At 69.1% G+C, this 19,411-nt stretch carries 15 protein-coding genes and 3 pseudogenes; 15 read left to right on the top strand and 3 right to left on the bottom strand.

Features of this window, described 5'->3' with window-relative positions; genetic code table 11:
• Window positions 1-477: 477 nt before the first annotated feature.
• Complete coding sequence (locus ACKTSN_RS25310) at window positions 478-2,520, top strand: PA14 domain-containing protein (protein ID WP_409471200.1); 2,043 nt, start codon at window positions 478-480, stop codon at window positions 2,518-2,520.
• On the opposite strand, the gene ACKTSN_RS25305 is transcribed toward ACKTSN_RS25310, so the two are convergent.
• Entirely contained in the window at window positions 2,521-3,063 is a 543-nt protein-coding gene (locus ACKTSN_RS25305; RefSeq protein WP_409471199.1) for an IS630 family transposase, read from the bottom strand.
• A 39-nt stretch (window positions 3,064-3,102) separates the two neighbouring features.
• Here ACKTSN_RS25305 and ACKTSN_RS25300 point away from each other — a divergent pair, with 39 nt between their 5' ends.
• From ACKTSN_RS25300 to ACKTSN_RS25280, 5 genes are all read left to right on the top strand, one after another.
• The gene (locus ACKTSN_RS25300) at window positions 3,103-3,519 is read left to right on the top strand and encodes a hypothetical protein (RefSeq protein WP_409471198.1); all 417 of its coding nucleotides are present in this window, start codon (window positions 3,103-3,105) and stop codon (window positions 3,517-3,519) included.
• A 1,190-nt stretch (window positions 3,520-4,709) separates the two neighbouring features.
• A complete protein-coding gene (locus ACKTSN_RS25295) occupies window positions 4,710-5,186 on the top strand; it encodes a hypothetical protein (protein WP_409471197.1) in 477 nt (158 codons plus the stop codon).
• A gap of 67 nt (window positions 5,187-5,253) precedes the next feature.
• Window positions 5,254-6,000, top strand: coding sequence for an ABC transporter ATP-binding protein (locus ACKTSN_RS25290; RefSeq protein WP_409471196.1), 747 nt, complete (start codon window positions 5,254-5,256; stop codon window positions 5,998-6,000).
• Window positions 5,991-7,307: a DUF7224 domain-containing protein gene (locus ACKTSN_RS25285; protein ID WP_409471195.1), complete on the top strand. Its 1,317-nt coding sequence runs from the start codon at window positions 5,991-5,993 to the stop codon at window positions 7,305-7,307. The genes ACKTSN_RS25290 and ACKTSN_RS25285 overlap by 10 nt, the downstream gene beginning before the upstream one ends.
• Before the next feature lie 4 nt (window positions 7,308-7,311).
• Window positions 7,312-7,902, top strand: a complete 591-nt coding sequence (locus ACKTSN_RS25280; RefSeq protein ID WP_409471194.1) for a hypothetical protein — start codon at window positions 7,312-7,314, stop codon at window positions 7,900-7,902.
• 167 nt (window positions 7,903-8,069) lie between these two features.
• Here the strand turns inward: ACKTSN_RS25280 and ACKTSN_RS47555 are convergent.
• Window positions 8,070-8,147 (bottom strand): annotated as a pseudogene (locus ACKTSN_RS47555) (transposase); the annotation flags it as partial.
• Between the two features lie 13 nt (window positions 8,148-8,160).
• On the opposite strand from ACKTSN_RS47555, the pseudogene ACKTSN_RS47550 reads away from it, so the two are divergent.
• The 8 genes and pseudogenes from ACKTSN_RS47550 to ACKTSN_RS25240 form a co-directional block, all read left to right on the top strand.
• Window positions 8,161-8,608: pseudogene (locus ACKTSN_RS47550) on the top strand (transposase); the annotation flags it as partial.
• 64 nt (window positions 8,609-8,672) lie between these two features.
• Window positions 8,673-9,938 (top strand): IS701 family transposase, encoded by a 1,266-nt coding sequence (locus ACKTSN_RS25270; RefSeq protein WP_409471192.1) that lies wholly within the window; start codon window positions 8,673-8,675, stop codon window positions 9,936-9,938.
• 176 nt (window positions 9,939-10,114) lie between these two features.
• Entirely contained in the window at window positions 10,115-11,377 is a 1,263-nt protein-coding gene (locus tag ACKTSN_RS25265; RefSeq protein ID WP_409467247.1) for an IS701 family transposase, read from the top strand.
• Between the two features lie 307 nt (window positions 11,378-11,684).
• The gene (locus tag ACKTSN_RS25260) at window positions 11,685-12,410 is read left to right on the top strand and encodes a sigma factor-like helix-turn-helix DNA-binding protein (RefSeq protein WP_409471191.1); all 726 of its coding nucleotides are present in this window, start codon (window positions 11,685-11,687) and stop codon (window positions 12,408-12,410) included.
• Window positions 12,407-13,138, top strand: coding sequence for an HNH endonuclease (locus tag ACKTSN_RS25255; RefSeq protein ID WP_409471190.1), 732 nt, complete (start codon window positions 12,407-12,409; stop codon window positions 13,136-13,138). The genes ACKTSN_RS25260 and ACKTSN_RS25255 overlap by 4 nt, the downstream gene beginning before the upstream one ends.
• Before the next feature lie 59 nt (window positions 13,139-13,197).
• The gene (locus ACKTSN_RS25250; protein ID WP_409471189.1) at window positions 13,198-14,841 is read left to right on the top strand and encodes an ATP-binding protein; all 1,644 of its coding nucleotides are present in this window, start codon (window positions 13,198-13,200) and stop codon (window positions 14,839-14,841) included.
• 238 nt (window positions 14,842-15,079) lie between these two features.
• Complete coding sequence (locus tag ACKTSN_RS25245; protein ID WP_409471188.1) at window positions 15,080-15,319, top strand: helix-turn-helix transcriptional regulator; 240 nt, start codon at window positions 15,080-15,082, stop codon at window positions 15,317-15,319.
• Window positions 15,320-15,872: 553 nt separating this feature from the next.
• Window positions 15,873-17,124, top strand: a pseudogene (locus tag ACKTSN_RS25240) (tyrosine-type recombinase/integrase).
• A gap of 78 nt (window positions 17,125-17,202) precedes the next feature.
• Here ACKTSN_RS25240 and ACKTSN_RS25235 read toward each other — a convergent pair.
• The gene (locus ACKTSN_RS25235; protein ID WP_409471187.1) at window positions 17,203-17,964 is read right to left on the bottom strand and encodes a phosphoglyceromutase; all 762 of its coding nucleotides are present in this window, start codon (window positions 17,962-17,964) and stop codon (window positions 17,203-17,205) included.
• A gap of 182 nt (window positions 17,965-18,146) precedes the next feature.
• Here ACKTSN_RS25235 and ACKTSN_RS25230 point away from each other — a divergent pair, with 182 nt between their 5' ends.
• Window positions 18,147-19,406 (top strand): MDR family MFS transporter, encoded by a 1,260-nt coding sequence (locus ACKTSN_RS25230; protein ID WP_409471186.1) that lies wholly within the window; start codon window positions 18,147-18,149, stop codon window positions 19,404-19,406.
• The last annotated feature ends 5 nt before the right edge of the window (window positions 19,407-19,411 follow it).

Below are 19,411 nucleotides of genomic sequence, written 5' to 3'. Positions count from 1 at the left end.
AGAACCCGCGGGCAGGGGGCTCGATCAGTGTTGGCTTACCGGTTCGGGCTACTTCTTCTTGCCCTGGGTCTGGCGGGCCCGTTTTTTGGCCCTGGTCAGGGGGCTAGTTACCCCAACTGACCTGCGTTCGACCCGTCGTTGGTGGTCGTTGTCTGTCGTCGTTAGTCGTCCTCGGAGGTGCCAGAGAGGTTCCGGGACTAGTAGTGCTTCGTGAGGTCTGCTGATCTTGGCTGGTCGGGGGCATGGCGGAGGGATGTGGCCGGCGCAAGTCGATCCAGCTGATGGCCGAGCGGTTGCCGGACGGGAACATGCGCGCGGCGCCGCTACGGCTGACGTCCACCGGTACGGCCGACGCGTGGCGAACGTCCGTGAAAAATGGTGAGCGGGCGGGGCAACCCTGCTCTCGCCCCATGAGTCACACAGGCGTCACCCGTTTCACGGCCTTTCCCTTGGTCCAGAAGGGGCCCACTCTCTGTGATGACTCGTACCCGGCTGTCCGCGCTGGCCGCGACGGCCGCGCTCGCCACCACCGGCGGCCTGATCACCGCCGCCCCCGCCTCCGCGGCGGTCACCTGCACCTCTCCCGTCTGGAGGGCGCAGTACTTCGGCAACTCCACCTTCAGCGGCACGCCGAAGCTCACCGCCTGCGACACCGCCATCAGCGAGAACTACGGGTACGGCGACCCGGCCGGCGTCACGCTGCCCAAGGACAACTTCTCCGTCCGTTGGTCCCTCACCCGTGACTTCGGCTCCGGCGGCCCCTTCCGGCTCTCCGCCGCCACGCAGGACGGCATGCGCGTCTACGTCGACGGTGTGCGGAAGATCGACCTGTGGAAGAACGTCTCCACCACCGCCCGCAAGACCGTCGACCTGACCATCCCGGCCGGCAAGCACACGATCCGCGTGGACTACGTCGCATGGACCGGCGTCGCCAACGCCGCCTTCACGTACACCCCGCGCACCGAGGCCGCCGTCGACACCGTCAAGCCGCTCGCCCCGACCGGCCTCACCGCCGCGTACGACAAGGCCACCGCCAAGACCACCCTGCGCTGGACCGCCAACAAGGAGATGGACCTCGCCGGGTACCGCGTGTACCGCCGGCTGAGCGCCACCAGCTGGGCCAAGGTCAGCGGGACGTCCCTGCTGACCACCCGGTCCTTCGTCGACGCCCCGCCCGCCACCGGCCAGACCTTCCTGTACGAGGTCCGCGCCGTCGACAAGGCCGGCCGCGAGTCCACCGGCAGCCCGGACGTGACGGCGACGACCGTCGACCGCACCGGGCCGGCCGCCCCCACCGGACTCACGGTCGCCACCGGCGACGGGTGGTGGGACACCCTGAACTGGCAGGGAGTCGCCGACACGGCGAAGTACGAGGTGTACGCCTCGTCCGCGGCTGCCGGACCGTTCGAGCTGCGCGGTACGACGACCACGACGTCGTACCGGACCAGCGGCGCCGTGAACACGAACACGTACTACCGGGTCCGGGCCCTCGACGCAGCCGGCAACCCGGGGGCGTACGCGACGGTCACCAGCGACGGCGTCGACCGGATGCCACCGAAGTCCCCGACCGGCGTCACCGCCAGCGCCCGTCCCGGCTACACCAACGTGCACTGGAGCCAGCCCGACGGTTTCTACGAGGACTGGGACAACGGCGGGCTCTACCGCGTGTACCGCTCGCCCGGCAAGACGTTCGACCCGACCGCGCGCACCCAGGTGACCTGCGTCGCGGAGGAGAGCCACGAGGCGAGCAACGGCGGCAACTGCTACGACGTGGACATGCCCGCGAACACGTACGTGACGTACGCCGTCACGGCGGTGGACCCGTACGGCAACGAGTCGGCGTACTCCGCGCCGGTCGTCGTCCGCACCGGCGACACCGTGGCGCCCGGCCCGGTCACCGGCGTGAAGGTCACCCCGCGCGCCGACGGCATGCTGGTGAGCTGGGCCGCCTCGCCCGAGGACGACATCGACGAGTACGTGGTGTGGACGGGCGTCCGGCAGGCCGACGGCACGGTCAAGTGGCTCGGCCCCGACACCTGCGCGGAGGGCACGAGCAACCCGCTCGCGATCCTCTGCGGCGACCTGCCGGACGGCGAGACGCACGTGTACGCGGTGATGGCCAAGGACCGCTGGGGCAACACGCTGCACCCGAGCGACCCGAAGGTCACCGTGGTCGAGGCCACCGAGCTCGACGTCCGGCCGTCCGTGACCGTCACCCGGGACTGGAACCTCGGCAGGTTGAGCCACAACGCGACGGCCACCCGTCCGTCCGTCGACTGGCAGTGCACCGACACGGCCCGCTGCGCCACGGTCACCGGCTACCGCGTGAGCCGGTGGAACCCGGTGACCAAGGCGTACGAGCCCCAGCACGACGGACTACTCCCGGCGGACGCCCGGACGTGGGCGGACACCACGGCGACGAAGGGGAACACGTACTTCTACACGCTGGAGGCCGTGACGGCCGACGGTGCCGTGGTGGGCACGTACCCCTGGTACACCGTCTTCCAGGACCGCGTCTAGCTAGTGAGCTGGTCCGGAGATTCTTGAGCAGTAGCGGCAGATGCGGTCGATGATCTGGTCGGCGGTCTTGGTCCACTTGAAGGGCTTGGCGTTGCTGTTCCAGATCTCGATCCAGTCCTCGAGTGTGGTCTTGAGTTCATCGAGGGAGCAGAACACGCCGCGTTCCAGGCAGCGCCGTTCCAACTCGGCGAACCACCGCTCGACCTGGTTGATCCACGATGAGTAGGTCGGGGTGAAGTGCAGGTGGAAGCGCGGGGGCTCCACCAGCCACCGATGGACCACTGGCGCTTTGTGGGCGGAGAGGTTGTCGCAGATCACGTGGACCGCCAGGCCGGGATCGGTCTGGCGGTCGATCTCGGCCAGGAAGTCGCGGAAATCTACCGCTCGGTGCTGCGCGGACAGCTTCCCGGTCACCTTGCCGGTGGCGGTGTTCAGGGCGGCGAACAGGTCCACGGTGCCGTGCCGGACGTAGTCGAAGCTGCGCCGCTCCGGGGTGCCCGGGACCATCGGCAGCACTGGTGCGGTCCGCTCCAGTGCCTGCACCTGGGGCTTCTCGCGCTATACGTCGGGGGGGAGCTGACCGTGGAGAACATCCTGTCCGTGGCCATCGGGGCCGCTATCGGCCTCATAGGGGCGGTGTTCGGTTCGTGGTTCACCGCGCGCCGGCAGGATCACATGTGGCTCCGCGAGCAGAAGCTCAAAGCCGGGATCGGCTTCAACACGGCCGTAGTTCAGCTGCTGGACTACCTGAAGGAATCACAGCTGAGTGACGACGGTCCCGGAGCCAACGAGTTGGCGAACCAGATGCAGGAAGCACGCTCAGCCCTCTACCTGCTCTGTGCCAGCGACACCGTCGATCTCGCCGATGCTCTCGCACGTCGGGTCTGGAGGACCCGGCCCACCGACGGCAGGGACGACCGCCGGGCCGAGTTCCGAGAGACGCTAGACCTCCTGCGTCGCTTCACCCACCAGCTCCGGCAAGAAATCGCCAGATCGTAGTCCCCCACCGTGTCCGGGCTAACCCACGGGCCTGGTCCGCTTGTCGCTTGTCTTGTCGCTTGTCGGCTCGCAGGTCAGAGCCTGTTCCGGGCTATCCCCGCAGTGCGGTCCCGTCTTGTCACGACAAGCGACAAGGGCATGAGCGTGCCGGGGGAAGAAGGGCAAGAAGGAGCGGCCTGCGGCCGCGCGTCTTCGAGGCGCCCACCCGCATCCGTCGCGTGCCATGGCGGCGAAGTACCGCCAGAGCATCGCATCGAGACGCCTCACCCCGCCCTGACGGTCGTCTGACACCTGACGCCGTTACGGCCCCCTGACACCCAACCCCTAGGCAAACGCGGGTGTCACCCGTTCTAACACCCGCCTGACACCTGACGCTGACACCCTCCCCGGCCTGACACCTTGCCCCGTACGCGTCCGAGGACGGCATTCCAAGGGGCAGACGGCAGACCAGCGGACGCCGTCGGGCCTCTACCGCTCCGGGGGCTTCTGGAGGCTTTTCCGCAGGGGGCAGGACGGCCGTGCCCACCGCGCTCCTGCCCCCGCCTGAAAAGCCGTCCCTACTCCCATTACTAGTAGGGCTTGGTCAGGTCGGTGCGGGTGTTGCGTGTCCTGTGGGTTCGGTGTGTCGTTGCTGGTGTGATACCGGAAGAGATGGCTTGTGTGCGTGACGAGTTGCAGAACTTCGCTTCCGAGGTCTTCGAGGCGTTCGCCCCACCGCGACATACCCACGGCGATACCGACCTGGCCACCCCCTACCAGACGCGAGGCTTTGGCGGCCTCGGCCCCGCCCAGCCGTAACCGGCCGTCACCTCATCGGCCACAGCGTCAACATCACCGCCGCGCGAGCGGGGCCCGGCCGCAGCCGAAGGCATCCTCAACTCAGTGTCTGCACAGCAACGACGAATCGATGCCTACTGGGCATTCCGTCTCGAACGGGAGCGCCGACGCGTCCGTGAACCTCAGCACCAGGCGACTTCACAATCGGCGCTTGATCAACAAGTCCCTGTCAAGGAACTGCACAAGTACGCCTGTATGACCTAGAGTTGATCACAAGTGGATCACGTTCATCGGGGTGATCTTCCGTGTGGTCTGAACCGCGGGTGAAGCTTGGCCGCCTCATCCAGGCCGTGCTCCCGGAGGGGACGGCGAGGCCGATCCGGCCTCGCGAACGCCAAACCCAGGAGTGATCCATGCGTTCTTCTCTCAGCATGTCCAAGACCGCGACGGTCGTGGCCTGTGCCGCCCTGCTGCCGCTCGTCGCCGCACCTACCGCGTCCGCCGAGGACGCGCTGGGGGGTAAGCAAGAGGGGATCTCGATACAGGCCATCGACAGCTACCTCACGGCGGTGCGGCCCGGCTTCCAGTCCAGCAAGACCGACATCGGCTCGGCCCCGACGATCATCGACTTCTACAACTGCACCACCTCGGATCACGGGTACGTCAACGAGTCAACCTCAGTTCAGCTGATCAATTACAACTACACCGCTCCGAACGAGTACTGGGAGACGAAGACCTTCACCGCCTGTTTTGACGGAGGCCAGTCCCACGGAGAGTGGACCGGGAGGAAGGGTGATGACCTCTTCTTCCAGATCAAGTCGGTGAACGGGAGCACGAACGGTTCCGGCAGCGGACCGACGCTGAGCGCCACGCGCGTACACATGTGGTGATCTGAGGCAGATCAGGGCCCGCACCGAACCGGTGCGGGCTTTCCCCCACCGTAAGAGAGCGCGCACCATGCCCATCGGCTTCCACGCGGCCGCGTTCGGCTATCGCCGCCGCAGTCCGATCATCCGGGACTTCACCTTCGCCTTCCCGCCCGGCCGAACCGTGTTCCTCGGCCCCAACGGCGCCGGCAAGTCGACGGTCCTGTCCCTGGCCGCCTCCGTGCTACGGCCGCAGGCCGGCACCGTCGCGTACGACAGACGCAGGACCGACCGGCGCGGCGACCTCGCCGAGTACCGTCGGCGCATCGCGTGGCTGCCCCAGCACATCGAATCGGTTCCCCGGTTGACTGCCCGCGAACAAGTGGCCTATGTCGGCTGGCTGAAAGGCATGAATCGCCGGGACGCCTGGGACTCTTCTCTCGGAGCTCTCCAGCGAGTCGAACTCGCCGACATGGCCGACCAGAAGGTACGCCGGATGTCCGGCGGTCAGCAGCGCCGGGTCGGCGTCGCCCAGTCACTGGTGCACGAGGCCGAAGTTCTTCTGCTCGACGAGCCGACCGCCGGCATGGACCCGCGCCAGCGACGCGTCTTCCACGAGATCCTCGGCGGTCTCGACCAGCACGTGCTGCTCTCCACCCACGACGTCGCCGACCTGGAGGACACCTACGACCACGTCGTCGTGCTCAACGGCGGGGTCATCCGCTTCGCCGGTGCGGTGCGCGACTTCCTCGCCCTGGCTCCGTCCGGCACCGCGCCGGGCCGCGTCGCGGAGGCCGCCTACTACGACACCATCCAGGAGGAGGCGGCATGCGCATAGCAACAGCACTGCGCACCACCAGCGTCATCTGGATCGCTCCTCTGGTCCTCGCGTGGGTGTGGCTGGTCACCAGCCACGAGGCGGCGAACGAGCCGGCCTACTGGGCCGGCAACACCGCCCTGGTCGGACACACCCTCCCCTTCTACGCCCCCGCATGCGCGGCCTTCGCAGCCTGGGAGGCCGGGCGCATGAGGAGGGCGGGGGTCCACCGGCTAGCGCCCGTGCGCGGCCGATACGCGATCGCGATCAGCGCACTGTGGCCCGTGGCACTTCTCGGAGTGGCGGGGGTCATGGTGTGCCTGCTGACCGTGCGCCTGGAGACCGGCGCCGCACATGACTGGCCGCACCTGGGCGTGCTGGCCATGGCCGGGTACCTCATCACCGTCCACACAGTCCTCGGCTACGGCCTCGGCATGCTGCTGCCACGGATCCTGGCCACGCCGCTGATCCTCGTGATCGACTACCTGTGCCTGGTGATGCCCGTCACGGTCGTCGACCCGATGTGGCTGCGAGAACTCACCGGATGGCTCGCCGCCCCCTACGGGGACGTCACCATCACCATGAACCCGGTGGCGCTCGCCGTACCGATGGTGCTGGCCACCGGCGTCCTGGCGGCCGTGCTGGTCAGCGCGGAAATCGCCCGGTGGCGTCGCACCCGCGTCGTACGCGTCGGCGCCGCGGCTGTCGCATCCCTGGTCTGCCTGAGCGTGTTCACCGTCTCGGCCGTTCTGCCCGTGCGCGACTGGAACGGTGACCCGCCGCTGCGCGCCCGCACCGACCCGCCCGTGTGCACCGGCGATTCCCCCAGGATCTGCGTCCCCGTGGAGGTGGCCGGCAGCCTGGACCAGTTGGCCGCCGCCGCGAAGGAGATCGTGCCGCGCCTCGTCGAAGCGGGCTTGGAGCCGCCCGAGAAGATCGCGTTCGTCTCCGAGGCAGCCGACATCGATCCGGGGACGTGGCGGCTGTTCCTCCTCCGCGGCATGAGCGACGTGGATGTGAGGGCGAGCATCGCGGCGTCGGCGCTGCCGACGATCCCGCCGTGTCCCACCAAGTCCGATGCCCGCACCGGCCATGCGGGCACGCTCGCGGCCTGGCTCATGGTCAAGGCCGGCATGGACGTCGACGAGATCCGTAGTCAGTACAGTCAGAAGCTGGCCGCCGACCCCCGGGTGATGTCCGTGGTGGACAGGGAGACGAAGCTGTCGCCCCACGAGCAGTTGTCGTGGTTCACGCGCAACGTCACGTTGCTCCAGCAGTGCAAACCCGCTCCGGAGACCATGCCGGCCGTCGCCAGTGCGGAAGGGTGATCCGATGCACCTGTGGCTGAGAACGCGACAGATCCCGGTCCTCGCGGCCGCTCTCGTGGCGTACGCCGCGCTGACCGCGGCGGCCGGGGACACGATGGTCGATCTCCCTTCCCTGGGCAGCGACGCCGCCCGGCCCCTGGTTCTCTTCGCCCCGCTCCTGGCCTGCATGGGGCTCGCGTTCTGCCTCAGCAGCAGGCTCCCCGCCGCCGAGGCCTCGGGCAGCCGTCCCGTCCCCCGGTTCGACCAGGCACTGGTCCTGATCACCGCCTTGGCCACGGTGGCCGTGGCGTACACCGTCACCGTGCTCCTCGACGCCTCGACCGCGAACACCGCCGGCCGCAACACCGCGTTCCTGGTCGGGCTGATGCTGTGCGCCCGCCGGGTGGCGGGTCATCAGGCGGCCGCCATTACTCCCGTCGCCTGGGTGATCACGATGATGCTCATCGGCAACTCGGGCGGCAACGGTCAGGCCCAACCATGGTCGGTCATCCTCATGCCCCCGGACCACATACCCGCCGCACTCACAGCCACCGCGATGCTGGCCCTCGGCACAGCGTCGGCTCCGGCCGCCCCGATGCTCCGCGACGCGGCCTGACTTGGAATGGGGCATGTCGTCGCGGTCGCGGACTTCCTCGGGCAGCGTGACCACCCGTCGGGTGGTCGGGACAATGGAGACCATGACCGATTACGCCGGGTGCCATCCGTCTGCTGTTCCAGAAGTGGTTCGGTGACATGTAAGGGGGCGTTACTGACTTCGGCTTGTCAGGGTGACGCTGGACCGTCGAGGGTCAGGCCGGTTCCGGCTATGAAGCCGTCGAGGGTGTCGGGCCGGTAACGAAGGGGGTTGGAGCCGGTCGAGCAGGGGCAGTAGCCCATGTCCATCGTGGTCACCGCCGGGCATCGCGGGGACTCCCCGCAGTTCGAGGCCGTTTCGGGCCGGGTCGGGGTGCCCCGACCGGGATCGGGCAGGCCGCGCACCCCGCCGCGGCGGGTGCGCGCCGACAAGGCGTACCTCCCGCAAGAACCGCGCCTATCTGCGGCGGCGCGGCATCCGCTGCACCATCCCGGACAAGGCCGATCAGGCCCGCAGCCGCTAGAAACGCGGCTCGCGCGGCGGCCGTCCGCCGACAGCCGATCCCGAGGAGTACAAGGCCCGGCGCGCGGTCGAGTGCGGCGTCAATCGCCTCAAAAGACACCGTGCCGCGGCCACGCGGTACGACAAACTCGCGGCCCGCTACCAGGCAACCGTCCTGGTGGCGGCCATCAACGAGTGGCTTCGACCAGACGTTTCACTCACCTAGTAGTGCTTGGTCAGATTTGGATGCGCTGAGCGTGTCTCTTGGTTCGGTGTGTCGTTGAGGTGGTGTGACGCCAGACGAGATTGCTGCGGTGCGTGGTGAGTTGGAGACGTTCGCGGCGGAGATGTTCGAGCCGTTTGCGCGCAACGACCAGCGCCGGTGGGGCCAGGTCTACCTGCGCGGACTGCTGACCGACGGCAAACGCAAGTCGGTCGAGCCGATGGCCGCCCGGCTGGGCGAGGACGGCAACCGGCAGGCCCTGGCCCACTTCATCACCACCAGCCCGTGGGATCCCTCCCACATCCGGGCCCGTCTGGCCTGGAAAATGGAGACGGAGATCCACCCCACCGTGCTGGTCTTCGACGACACTGGCTTCCTGAAGGACGGCAGCGCCTCGGCGTGCGTGTCGCGGCAGTACACCGGCACCGCGGGCAAGGTCACCAACTGCCAGGTGGGCGTCTCGCTGCACCTGGCCTCCGACCATGCCTCGGCTGCGGTCAACTGGCGGCTGTTTCTGCCGCAGACCTGGGATCCCGCATCGCCGAAGGCGGATGCGGACAAGGTCGCCCGCCGCCGGTCCTGCGGCATCCCCGAGGACGTCGGCCATGTGGAGAAGTGGCAGCTGGCCTTGGACATGGCCGACGAGACCCGTTCCTGGGGGATCGAGGTACCGCTGGCCATCGCGGACGCCGGATACGGCGACGCCGCAGCCTTCCGGCTCGGCCTGAACGCCCGCGGCATGCATTACATCGTCGGGATCTCCACCACATTGTCGGCCCAGCCCGGCGACGCGGTGCCGGTGTGCGAGTCGTACTCCGGGACGGGACGGCCGCCGGTGCCGAAGTACCCGGACAGGCCGCGGTCGGTGAAAGAGCTGGTCATCGCGGCGGGCCGGAAGGCCGCACGGCCCATCCAGTGGCGTGAGGGCTCCCGGCCCGGCACCGGCCGCTCCGGCTTCAAGCGCATGTACTCCCGGTTCGTGGCCTTGCGGATCAGGCCTGCCGGGCGCGAGATCCGGCAGGCCACCGACGGCCCGGAACTGCCCGAGTGCTGGCTGCTGGCGGAATGGCCCGCCGGCCAGAGCGAGCCGGTCCAGTTCTGGCTGTCCGACCTGCCCGCCGACACCCCGCTGACCACACTGGTCCGGCTTGCCAAGCTGCGCTGGCGCATCGAGCACGACTACCGCGAGATGAAGCAGGCCCTGGGACTTGCCCACTTCGAGGGCCGCACCTGGAACGGCTGGCACCACCACGTCACCCTCGTCTCCGTCGCCCACGCCTTCTGCACCCTGCAACGACTGGCACGAGCCCCAAAAGACGCGGCGCCGGCCTGAGCCTTTACCAGGTCATCCGCGAGCTGCAGACCCTCCTCGCCCTCTGGACCGGCGCCTGCCCCACCTGCCACCGCGACATACCAACCCCGCTACGAACCTGACCAAGCACTACTAGTAGGGCTTTGTTAGGTACCCCGATTGATCATCGTCAGGTAGATTGTGATGTTCTGTCAGGTGTGACACCTGAGGAGATGGAGACGGTCCGCCCGCGCCTGGAGGCGTTCGCGGCGGAGATGCTCGGTTCGCTGGCGCGTCGGGACCAGCGGGCCAAGGGCGAGCTGTATCTGCGCGGGCTGATGCTGGACGGCAAGCGCAAGTCCATGCAGCCGATGGCCGAGCGCCTGGGCGTGGACCACCAGCAGCTGCAGCAGTTCGTCTCATCGTCCACCTGGGACTACTCCAAGGTCCGTGAGCGGCTGGCCCGTTGGGCTGCCGCGCACATTTCTCCCGAGGCGTACGCGATCGATGATGTCGGCTTCCCCAAGGACGGCTACGACTCACCGGGGGTGGCGCGGATGTACTGCGGCGCCCTGGGTAAGCGCGGCAACTGCCAGGTCGGCGTCAGTGTGAACCTGGTCAGTGACCGTGCGTCATCGGCTGTCGACTGGCGCCTGTTCCTGCCCGAGAGCTGGGACGACACCAAGTACGGCGAGGACGCGCTGATGGCCGAGGCGATCCGGCGCCGCCGCGCCAAGGCGGGAATCCCGGACACCGAGCGGCACCGGGAGAAGTGGCGCCTGGCGCTGGACATGCTCGACGAGGTGCGCGACAACTGGGAGTTGCCCGACCTTCCGGTCGCCGCCGACGCCGGATACGGCGACGCCACCGGCTTTCGCGAGGGCCTGACCGAGCGCGGCCTGACCTACGCGGTCGCGGTCAAAGCCACCACGACCGCGCACCCCGGCAATGCCACACCCCAACGCCCGCCGTACTCCGGGCAGGGCCGCCCTCCCGTGTCCGCCTACCCCCAACCGCACACCACCCTGCGCGCCCTGGCCCTGGCCGTCGGCCGAGCGGCCACCCGCACCGTCACCTGGCGCCAGGGCAGCAAGGCCACCAGACGCAACCCGAACGCCGAGATGCGCTCGCAGTTCCTGGCCCTGCGGGTCCGACCGGCCAACCGCACCATCCGCCGCGCCGCCGACGGCTCCCTGCCCGACTGCTGGCTGCTCGTCGAGTGGCCACCCGACTCCGCCGAGCCAACCGACTACTGGCTCTCGACGCTTCCCGCCGACACCCCACTGCGCGAACTGGTACGAATCGCCAAGATCCGATGGCGAGTTGAGCACGACTACCGCGAGCTCAAGGACGGTCTGGGCCTGGACCACTTCGAGGGCCGCAACTACCTCGGCTGGCACCGCCACGTCACCCTCGCGTCCCTCGCCCAGGCCTTCTGCACCATGCTCAGGCTCGACCCAAAAGCCCCTGCGCCGGCCTGACCCTCTACGCGGTCCTCCGCGAACTCCAGGCCCTCCTGGCCACCTGGACCGGCGCCTGCTCGATATGCGGCCAACCCGCACCAGCACCCGAACCCCACCACAGGACCTAACAAAGCCCTACTAGAGAGTTGAGGGAAAACAGCGTCCGCAGCGTCCGTCGAGCCTCCCCCACCACTTCTGACCTGCACTGTTCCTGTGGACGCTAAACAAAATGTGTAGCGTCCGCCAGCGTCCGGCCACCCTCTGCTACTAAGCGGTCGTCGTCGTACGAGCGGCCGATGGACTTTAGCGACCGATCACGGCCTACGTGCTGGCCCCGATGGTGGAGGAGCAGCAGGAGCAGCCTCTTGCCGAACGGTCGGAGGAACTGTTGCGGCTGCTGGCCGACCTGCCGGACCGGGAGCGTGAGGCGCTGCTGATGCGGCTGGACGGCTGCTCGAAGAGTGTCGTGGCGTCGCGTCTGGGGTGCAGCCTGCACACCGGTGACCGGCTGTTCGAAACGGCGCTGCTACGGGTCCAGATGTGTCACCCGGAGATGGCGCGCGAGCCGGTTGTGGTGGAGTCCCTCCCGGCCTGGCAGCGTGGGGCGTTGGCCACGCTGGATGACACCCGGCGTCAGGCGCTGCTGAGCATCGGTGACCTGCCGCGTCAGGTGCTGCTCATGCACCTGGCCGAAGGGCTGGACAGCAAGCAGATCGCTGCCCGACTCGGGGTCGACCGCTGGGCAATCATGGGCGCGTACAGCGCCGCCTCTTCGCTCAAGGTGGCCGGGCAGGTCACCATGCGCGGCACGTTCCGTGAGAAGGGTGCCGCCGCTCGCGCCCTGGCGGAGACGCTGCGCGGCGAGGTGGAAGCGCTGAAGCCCGGTGAGCGGGTACCGGCGGAGCGCGACCTTGCCCCCCGCTTCCAGTGCTCCGCGAAGACCGTCCGCGCCGCCATGAACATCCTGCGCGCTGAGGGTCTGGTCACCATGATCCGCCCGTACGGGCTGTTCCGTGGGACGGCGACCCGTGACCTGGCGGTCGCGGCGTGAGCAACCGTCCGCCGCATCTGAACTCGCACCGGCGGCGAGCCCGTAAGCAGCGGCTCGCCGCCCGCGACGGACAGCAGTGCTACTACTGCCGCCGTCCGTTCCGGGAGCTCCGGGAAGCCACCGCCGACCACATCGTCCCGGTGAGCTTGTGGCGCACCTGGGCGGTATCGGCCCTCGTGCTGGCCTGCCGGTCGTGCAACGACACCAAGGCCAACCGGCTCCCGCTCTCGCTCGCCCTGGTGCTGTGCGCGACGTTCCCGTCGACGGGCGTCAACAACGCTTCGACGCCCGTCGACACGGCGGACAGCGGCGCGTCTCTCACCAGCGTGACGACCCGCGTCACACCCAGCGTCACGCCGGACGTCACGCCCTGGATCGACGCCGACTCGACGCCCGTCAACGGGGGTTCGACGCCCGTCGCCCCGACCGTCGACGCCCCGACTGTTCACGTCTACGGCCCCGCGTTCACGGCCGCTCACGACGTGTTCACGGCGTCGTTCACGCTCGCCGTCTGGCGACTGCTGGCCCGACTCGCGCACACCCACCAGCCGACTTTCGCGGCCGTGTGGTCGCCCGACCCGACCGCCCGACGGTCGACCCCTGACCGGCGTCAATCGACCTGCCACGGCCGCCGTGAACGGCGGCCGTCGGCCCGACCGAACTGCCTGCGCGCGCCCCGACCAGTGCGGACGTGCGCGGGCCCGACCGGAGAGGCGGTGCCCGCGTGAACGCGGTGAACACCCCCGTGAACGGATCGACCCGACCCGTGAATGGGACAGCCCGACCGGTGAACGCGGTGAACACCGCCGTGAACACCGATCCGCACACCGACCCCGCACGGGTCGACCGCACGCCCGCACGTGCGGACGGCCGGGCCACACGGGCAGGTCGTACGCCCGCACGGGCCCCGCACACCGACGGAGACGGCAAGCCGCCACCGGCCGCCGCGCGGATCGTGGCCATGGCGCGTGAGCAGTACCGGTTCGTCATGTCTACCGACGGCCGCCCCTACGCGGTCGCCCTGGACGGCCCGAACATCGCGCTCCCGCTGCGGGGCCGGGCGGGTGTGCGTCAGCGCCTGGCCCGGCAGTTCGCGGACGCCTACCCCGGAGAGGTCGCCTCACAGTCCGCCCTCGCGGACGCCATGACCGTGCTGGAAGGCATCGCGGAGGACACCGACCCGGTGGTGGTGAACCTGCGGGTGGGCCGCGACCCCGCCGGCGCCATCGTGGTCGACCTCGGCAGCGCCGACGGCCGCGCGGTCGTCGTGACCGGTGTCGGCTGGAACGTGGTCGACCGGGCCCCGGTCCTCTTCCGCCGATCCGGCGCCATGGCCCCCATGCCGCAACCCGTGCTGGACGGGGACGGTTTGGCCAAGCTGCACGCGCTGCTGAACATGGACGAGAGCACGTTCCATCAGCTCGTGGGCTGGCTGGTCGCGGCCTGGATCCCGGACATCCCCCACCCGGCGCTGGTGTGCAAGGGCGAGCAGGGAACGGGCAAGTCCAAAGCCGCGCAGATGTTCATCAACCTCGTCGACCCCTCCCCGGCCGCCAAGCGCAGTCAGCCACGGGACGAAAAGGCATGGTCACGCCAAGCCTTCAGCTCATGGGCGCTCTGCCTGGACAACATCAGCACCATCCCGCCGTGGCTCTCCGACACCCTGTGCAAGGCCGTCACCGGCGACGGGGTGGTCGACCGGGCCCTGTACACCGATGACGACGTCGTGGTCCTCACCTTCCGGCGGGTGCTGGCCATGACCACCATCGACGCGGGAGCCCTCGCCGGGGACCTCGCCGAACGGGTCCTGCTGCTGGACTTGCAGCTCATCGAATCCACCCGGCGCCGCTCCGAGGAGGAGTTGGACGCCACCTTTGAGACCGTACGGCCCGCCGTGCTCGGGGCCCTGTTCGATGTCCTGGCGTGCGCGCTCGCGGTGCTCCCCAGCGTGCGGCTGGAGTCCATGCCGCGCATGGCCGACTTCGCCCGCGTGCTGGCGGCCGTCGACCAGACGCAGGGCTGGCGCATCCTGGAGGACTACCTCGCCACGTCGGCGAACGTCGCCACGGACGCGATGGAGGGCGACCAATTCGCCATGGCCATCGCCGCCCTGGTCGACCAGGCGGACACCTGGCAGGGCACGGCCGCCCAGTTGCTCGAAGCCCTCCCCGCCCCGCTCGTACGCCCGCCGAACTGGCCCAAGGACGCCACCCGCGCGAGCGGACGCGTCAAGCGACTCGCCCCGCTGCTGCGGTCCATCGGGATCACCGTGGACGACACGCAACATAGCCGCGACCGGCACCGACACCGACTTCTCACCCTGTCCCGCGCACCCGACGAAGACGAGTCAGCGTCCGCACCCGAACAAGCCTCCCTCTGGCCGGAGGTAGCCCCGCCGGGGCACGGCAGAACCCCACCTGAACAGCCCTGACGTCACCGGAACACCTACCGGGCCGGGCCGCACACCAGCGGCCCGGACACGTCGAAGCTGCGGACGCTACAGCCGTCCAGCGTCCACAGCGTCCGCACCCCTCACCCCCACTTGCCTGCACGAATACAGCCGTGCGGACGCTAGGGCGCTGCGGACGCTGGAATACAGCAACTCTCTAGGACGGCCGCCCAGCACCACTCCCACGCACCGCACCCCGGACACGAGGAGTCACCACCCCATGACCACCGAAGAGCCGACCGACCAGCGCACCATCCTGCGCGGCAGCCTCCCTGACCGCTACCTCACCCCGGAAGACCTGGTCACGATGTTCAGCCTCCCGAGCGTCGAGACGGTCTATCAGTGGCGCCGCAAGCGCATCGGCCCGCCGGGCTTCCGAGTCGGCCGGTACATCCGCTTCAACCCCGCCGCCGTACAGGCGTGGGAGGCCGAACGGACCACCCTCGGAGACGCGGCCTGAGCCGTCCGGTCGGCGGGGAGGAAGCACCCGCCGGGCCGGGGAGGCGGGGAGAACTCCCCCACCGCCTCCCCGCCCCGCATTCCCCGCACTGACCAGTGCAAAAGCCCTCCCGAAAACCCCCTCAGGACGCCCTCGAAGCCCCTGTCTCCGCCTCCCCGCCGGGCCATGGCGGACACCGCGACCGGCAGGGAGGAACGACACGTCGGCCAAGGGAGGCAGGGAGAACTCCCTGACCGCCTCCCTGACCCGCTTCCCTCTCCCTGACCAGCGCGGACACCCCCTCAGGGAGGCAGGGAGGCACACCCCCGGCACCCCCGAAAACCCCCTCAGGAAGCCACCCGGCACCCCTATCTCCGCCTCCCTGAACCACCGCCGGACGCTGCTACCGGTAGCACCCCCACCCGCTACCGGTAGCAACTCCGCTAGCAACCCAAACCCCCAGTGATCAGGCCCGTAGCAAGTAGCGGGCCCCGCCCACCACACCCCAAAACCGGCGGGAGAGCCGCCCCTTGGCCCTCCCGCCCCCTGCTACCAACCGAAGGAGACAGCCCTCATGGCTGGCCACATCTTCGACCGCTGGATCAAGACCACCACCGACACCGACGGCAAGACCGTCCGCGTCAAGACCGACCGTTACGGCACGGGGATGCGCTACCAAGCCCGCTACCTCACACCCGACGGCAAGCGGAAGAACAAGTCCTTCCCCGACGGACAGAAGCGCCTCGCCGAACAGTGGCTGAGCACCATGCAAGCTGAGCACCATGCAAGCGGACCTGGCGCGCGGCGACTTCATCGACCCGAACGCGTCCCGTACGACGTTCCAGGAATTCGCGGAGAAGTGGCTCGCGAGCCAGAGCGGCGATCCCAACACCCGCGCGTCGATGGAGTCTCAGCTCAAGCTGCACGCCTTCCCCCGCATCGGGGCTCGTCAGCTCGGATCGTTCCAGCCGAGCCACATCCGGGAGTTCGTGACGCAGCTCGAAGCGTCCGGCATGTCCGGCGCGTACGCGCGCGTCATCTTCTCCAACGTCCGTGCCGTGCTCTCGGCAGCCGTAGAGGACGGATGCCTACGCCGGAACCCCTGCAACTCGCACACGGTGACCCCGCCGGCCATCGGTGCGCGCCGCGTCGTCCCCTGGGAGCCTGAGCGCGTCTTCGCCATGCGCGCCGCCATGGTCGACCGCTTCCGACCGATGGTCGACGTGGGCGCCGGATGCGGCCTGCGGCAAGGGGAGATCCTCGGGCTGTCCGTCGATGACATCGACTTCGACAGCGGCACCGTGCACGTGGTGCAGCAACTCAAGCTGAGCCTGAGCAAGGCAGTGTTTGCGCCACCGAAGGGCGGCAAGCTCCGTGACGTGCCGCTGCCCGATCCCGTGGCAGAGGCGCTTCAGGAGCACATCAAGCGGTTCCCCCCTGTGGAGATCAAGCTCCCCTGGATGCGGGCGAACGGTCAGCCGGTGACGCGGCGGCTCATCTTCACGGGTCCCAACGGTGGGCACGTCTGGCGTACGTCGCTGAACGAAGACCACTGGAAGCCCGCTCTCGCCAAGGCGGGCGTCATCCCGAAGGCCAAGAGCCGCGAGCACGCCGCCGCCCGCGAGCACGGCATGCACGCGCTACGGCACTTCTACGCGTCCGTGCTCCTGGACGCCGGGGAGAGCATCAAGGCCCTCGCGGAGTACCTCGGTCACTCGGACCCAGGGCTGACGCTGAAGGTGTAGGCGCACCTCATGCCGAGTAGCCGGGAGCGGGCCCGGAAGGCTCTCGGGCAGGCTCTCCGGCCACAAGATCAGACGGACTGAGGTTCCAGAGAGGTTCCACGGCATGAAAACGCCCCTGAGTCGCGCCGTATGCGCAGCTCAGGGGCGTGATCACCCAAGCTACTTCTTCTTGCCCTGGTTCTTGACCGCCTCGATCGCCGCCGCAGCCGCCTCAGGGTCGAGGTACGTGCCGCCGGAGGTGATCGGCTTGAAGTCTGCGTCCAGTTCGTAGGACAGCGGGATGCCCGTCGGGATGTTCAGGCCCGCGATGTCCGCGTCGGAGATGCCGTCGAGGTGCTTGACCAGGGCGCGCAAGGAGTTGCCGTGGGCGGCGATCAGGACCGTGCGGCCGGCCAGCAGGTCGGGGACGATGCCGTCGTACCAGTACGGGAGCATGCGGACCACGACGTCCTTCAGGCACTCCGTGCGCGGGCGCAGCTCCGGGGGGATGGAGGCGTAGCGCGGGTCGTCCGACTGGGAGAACTCGGCGCCGTCCGCCAGCGGCGGGGGCGGGGTGTCGTACGAGCGGCGCCACAGCATGAACTGCTCCTCGCCGAACTCGGCGAGGGTCTGCGCCTTGTCCTTGCCCTGCAGGGCGCCGTAGTGGCGCTCGTTCAGCCGCCAGGAGCGGTGGACCGGGATCCAGTGGCGGTCGGCGGCCTCCAGCGCGAGCTGGGCGGTGCGGATGGCACGCTTCTGGAGGGACGTGTGGACCACGTCGGGCAGCAGGCCGGCGTCCTTGAGCAGCTCACCGCCGCGGACCGCCTCCTTCTCGCCCTTCTCGTTGAGGTTCACGTCCACCCAGCCGGTGAACAGGTTCTTCGCGTTCCACTCGCTCTCGCCGTGGCGGAGGAGGATCAGCTTGTACGGTGCGTCGGCCATGGCTCTGAGCGTAATCGAAGGCCCTGATCGCTTGTGCGCCCGGCCGAAGCGTGGACGGTTGACGGGATCTGTTAATTGAGTGGCCGCCCCGAGGCCCGCATCCGTAAGGTCTGCTGACGGCAAGAGCCGCTTACTTCGGCGTCGCTTGCATCCGAGCCGCTTACGTCCGTGGGGGATCCTCGATGTCACTCGCCAGCCTGAGACGCGCCGCCACAGAGACCGTCTCCGGGCTCCCCCGCGAGTTCTGGTGGCTGTGGACCAGCACCCTCGTCAACCGGCTCGGCGGCTTCGTCGCCACCTTCATGGCGCTCTACCTGACCCTCGACCGCGGATACTCCGCCTCGTACGCCGGTCTGGTCGCGGCACTGCACGGACTGGGCGGCGTCCTGTCCTCGCTCGGCGGGGGTGTGATGGCGGACCGGCTGGGGCGACGGCCCACCCTGCTCGTCGCCCAGGCCTCCACCGCCGTGTCCGTCGCGCTGCTCGGGTTCATGCACCATCCGGTGGCCATTGCCGCCGTCGCGTTCCTGGTCGGTGCCGCCTCCAACGCCTCGCGGCCGGCCGTGCAGGCGATGATGGCCGACATCGTGCGGCCCGAGGACCGGGTGCGGGCCTTCTCCCTGAACTACTGGGCGATCAACCTCGGCTTCGCCGTTTCCTCCATGGCGGCCGGTTTCATCGCCGAGGTCAGCTATCTCGCCGGCTTCCTGCTGGAGGCCGGGATGACCATGGCCTGCGCGATCGTCGTGTTCGTCAAGCTGCCCGAGTCCCGGCCCGTCCAGACGGTCGCCGCGGCCAAGGAGGAGGCCGTGGGGCTCGGGACCGTGCTGCGCGACGGGCGGTTCATGAGCGTCGTCGGGTTGTCCTTCCTGGTCGCGCTGGTCTTCCAGCAGGGCTCGGTCGGTCTGCCGATCGCGATGGGCGAGGCCGGGTTCGCGCCCGCGGACTACGGCATGGCGATCGCCGTCAACGGTGTCCTGATCGTCGCCTTGCAGATCCCGGTCACGCGGTTCATCGAGCACCGGGATCCGCGCCGGCTGCTCGTGATCTCGTCCCTGCTCGCCGGCTACGGGTTCGGGCTCACCGCCTTCGCCGGGTCCGTCGGGGTCTTCGCACTCACCGTCTGCGTGTGGACCCTGGCGGAGATCGTCAACGCCCCCACGCAGACCGGTCTGGTCGTGCACCTGTCGCCGGTGCACGGTCGCGGGCGCTACCAGGGCATGTACACCATGTCCTGGTCCGTCGCCGGCCTCGTCGCGCCCCTGATGTCCGGCTTCGTCATCGACCGGTTCGGCGCCGAGTGGCTGTGGGGACTGTGCGCGGCCGTCGGCACGTTGGCGGCCCTCGGCTACGGTGCCCTGATGCGCCGCCTGCCGGCCGAGGACACGCCGGGCGGCCCCACGGCGCCGACCACTGCGAAGCCCGAGGTCAGCGCCGCATGACGCCC

Source organism: Streptomyces flavusporus (genome assembly GCF_046267975.1).
Classification (GTDB): Bacteria; Actinomycetota; Actinomycetes; order Streptomycetales; family Streptomycetaceae; genus Streptomyces; species Streptomyces flavusporus.
This window is presented reverse-complemented; position numbering and strand designations above follow the sequence as displayed.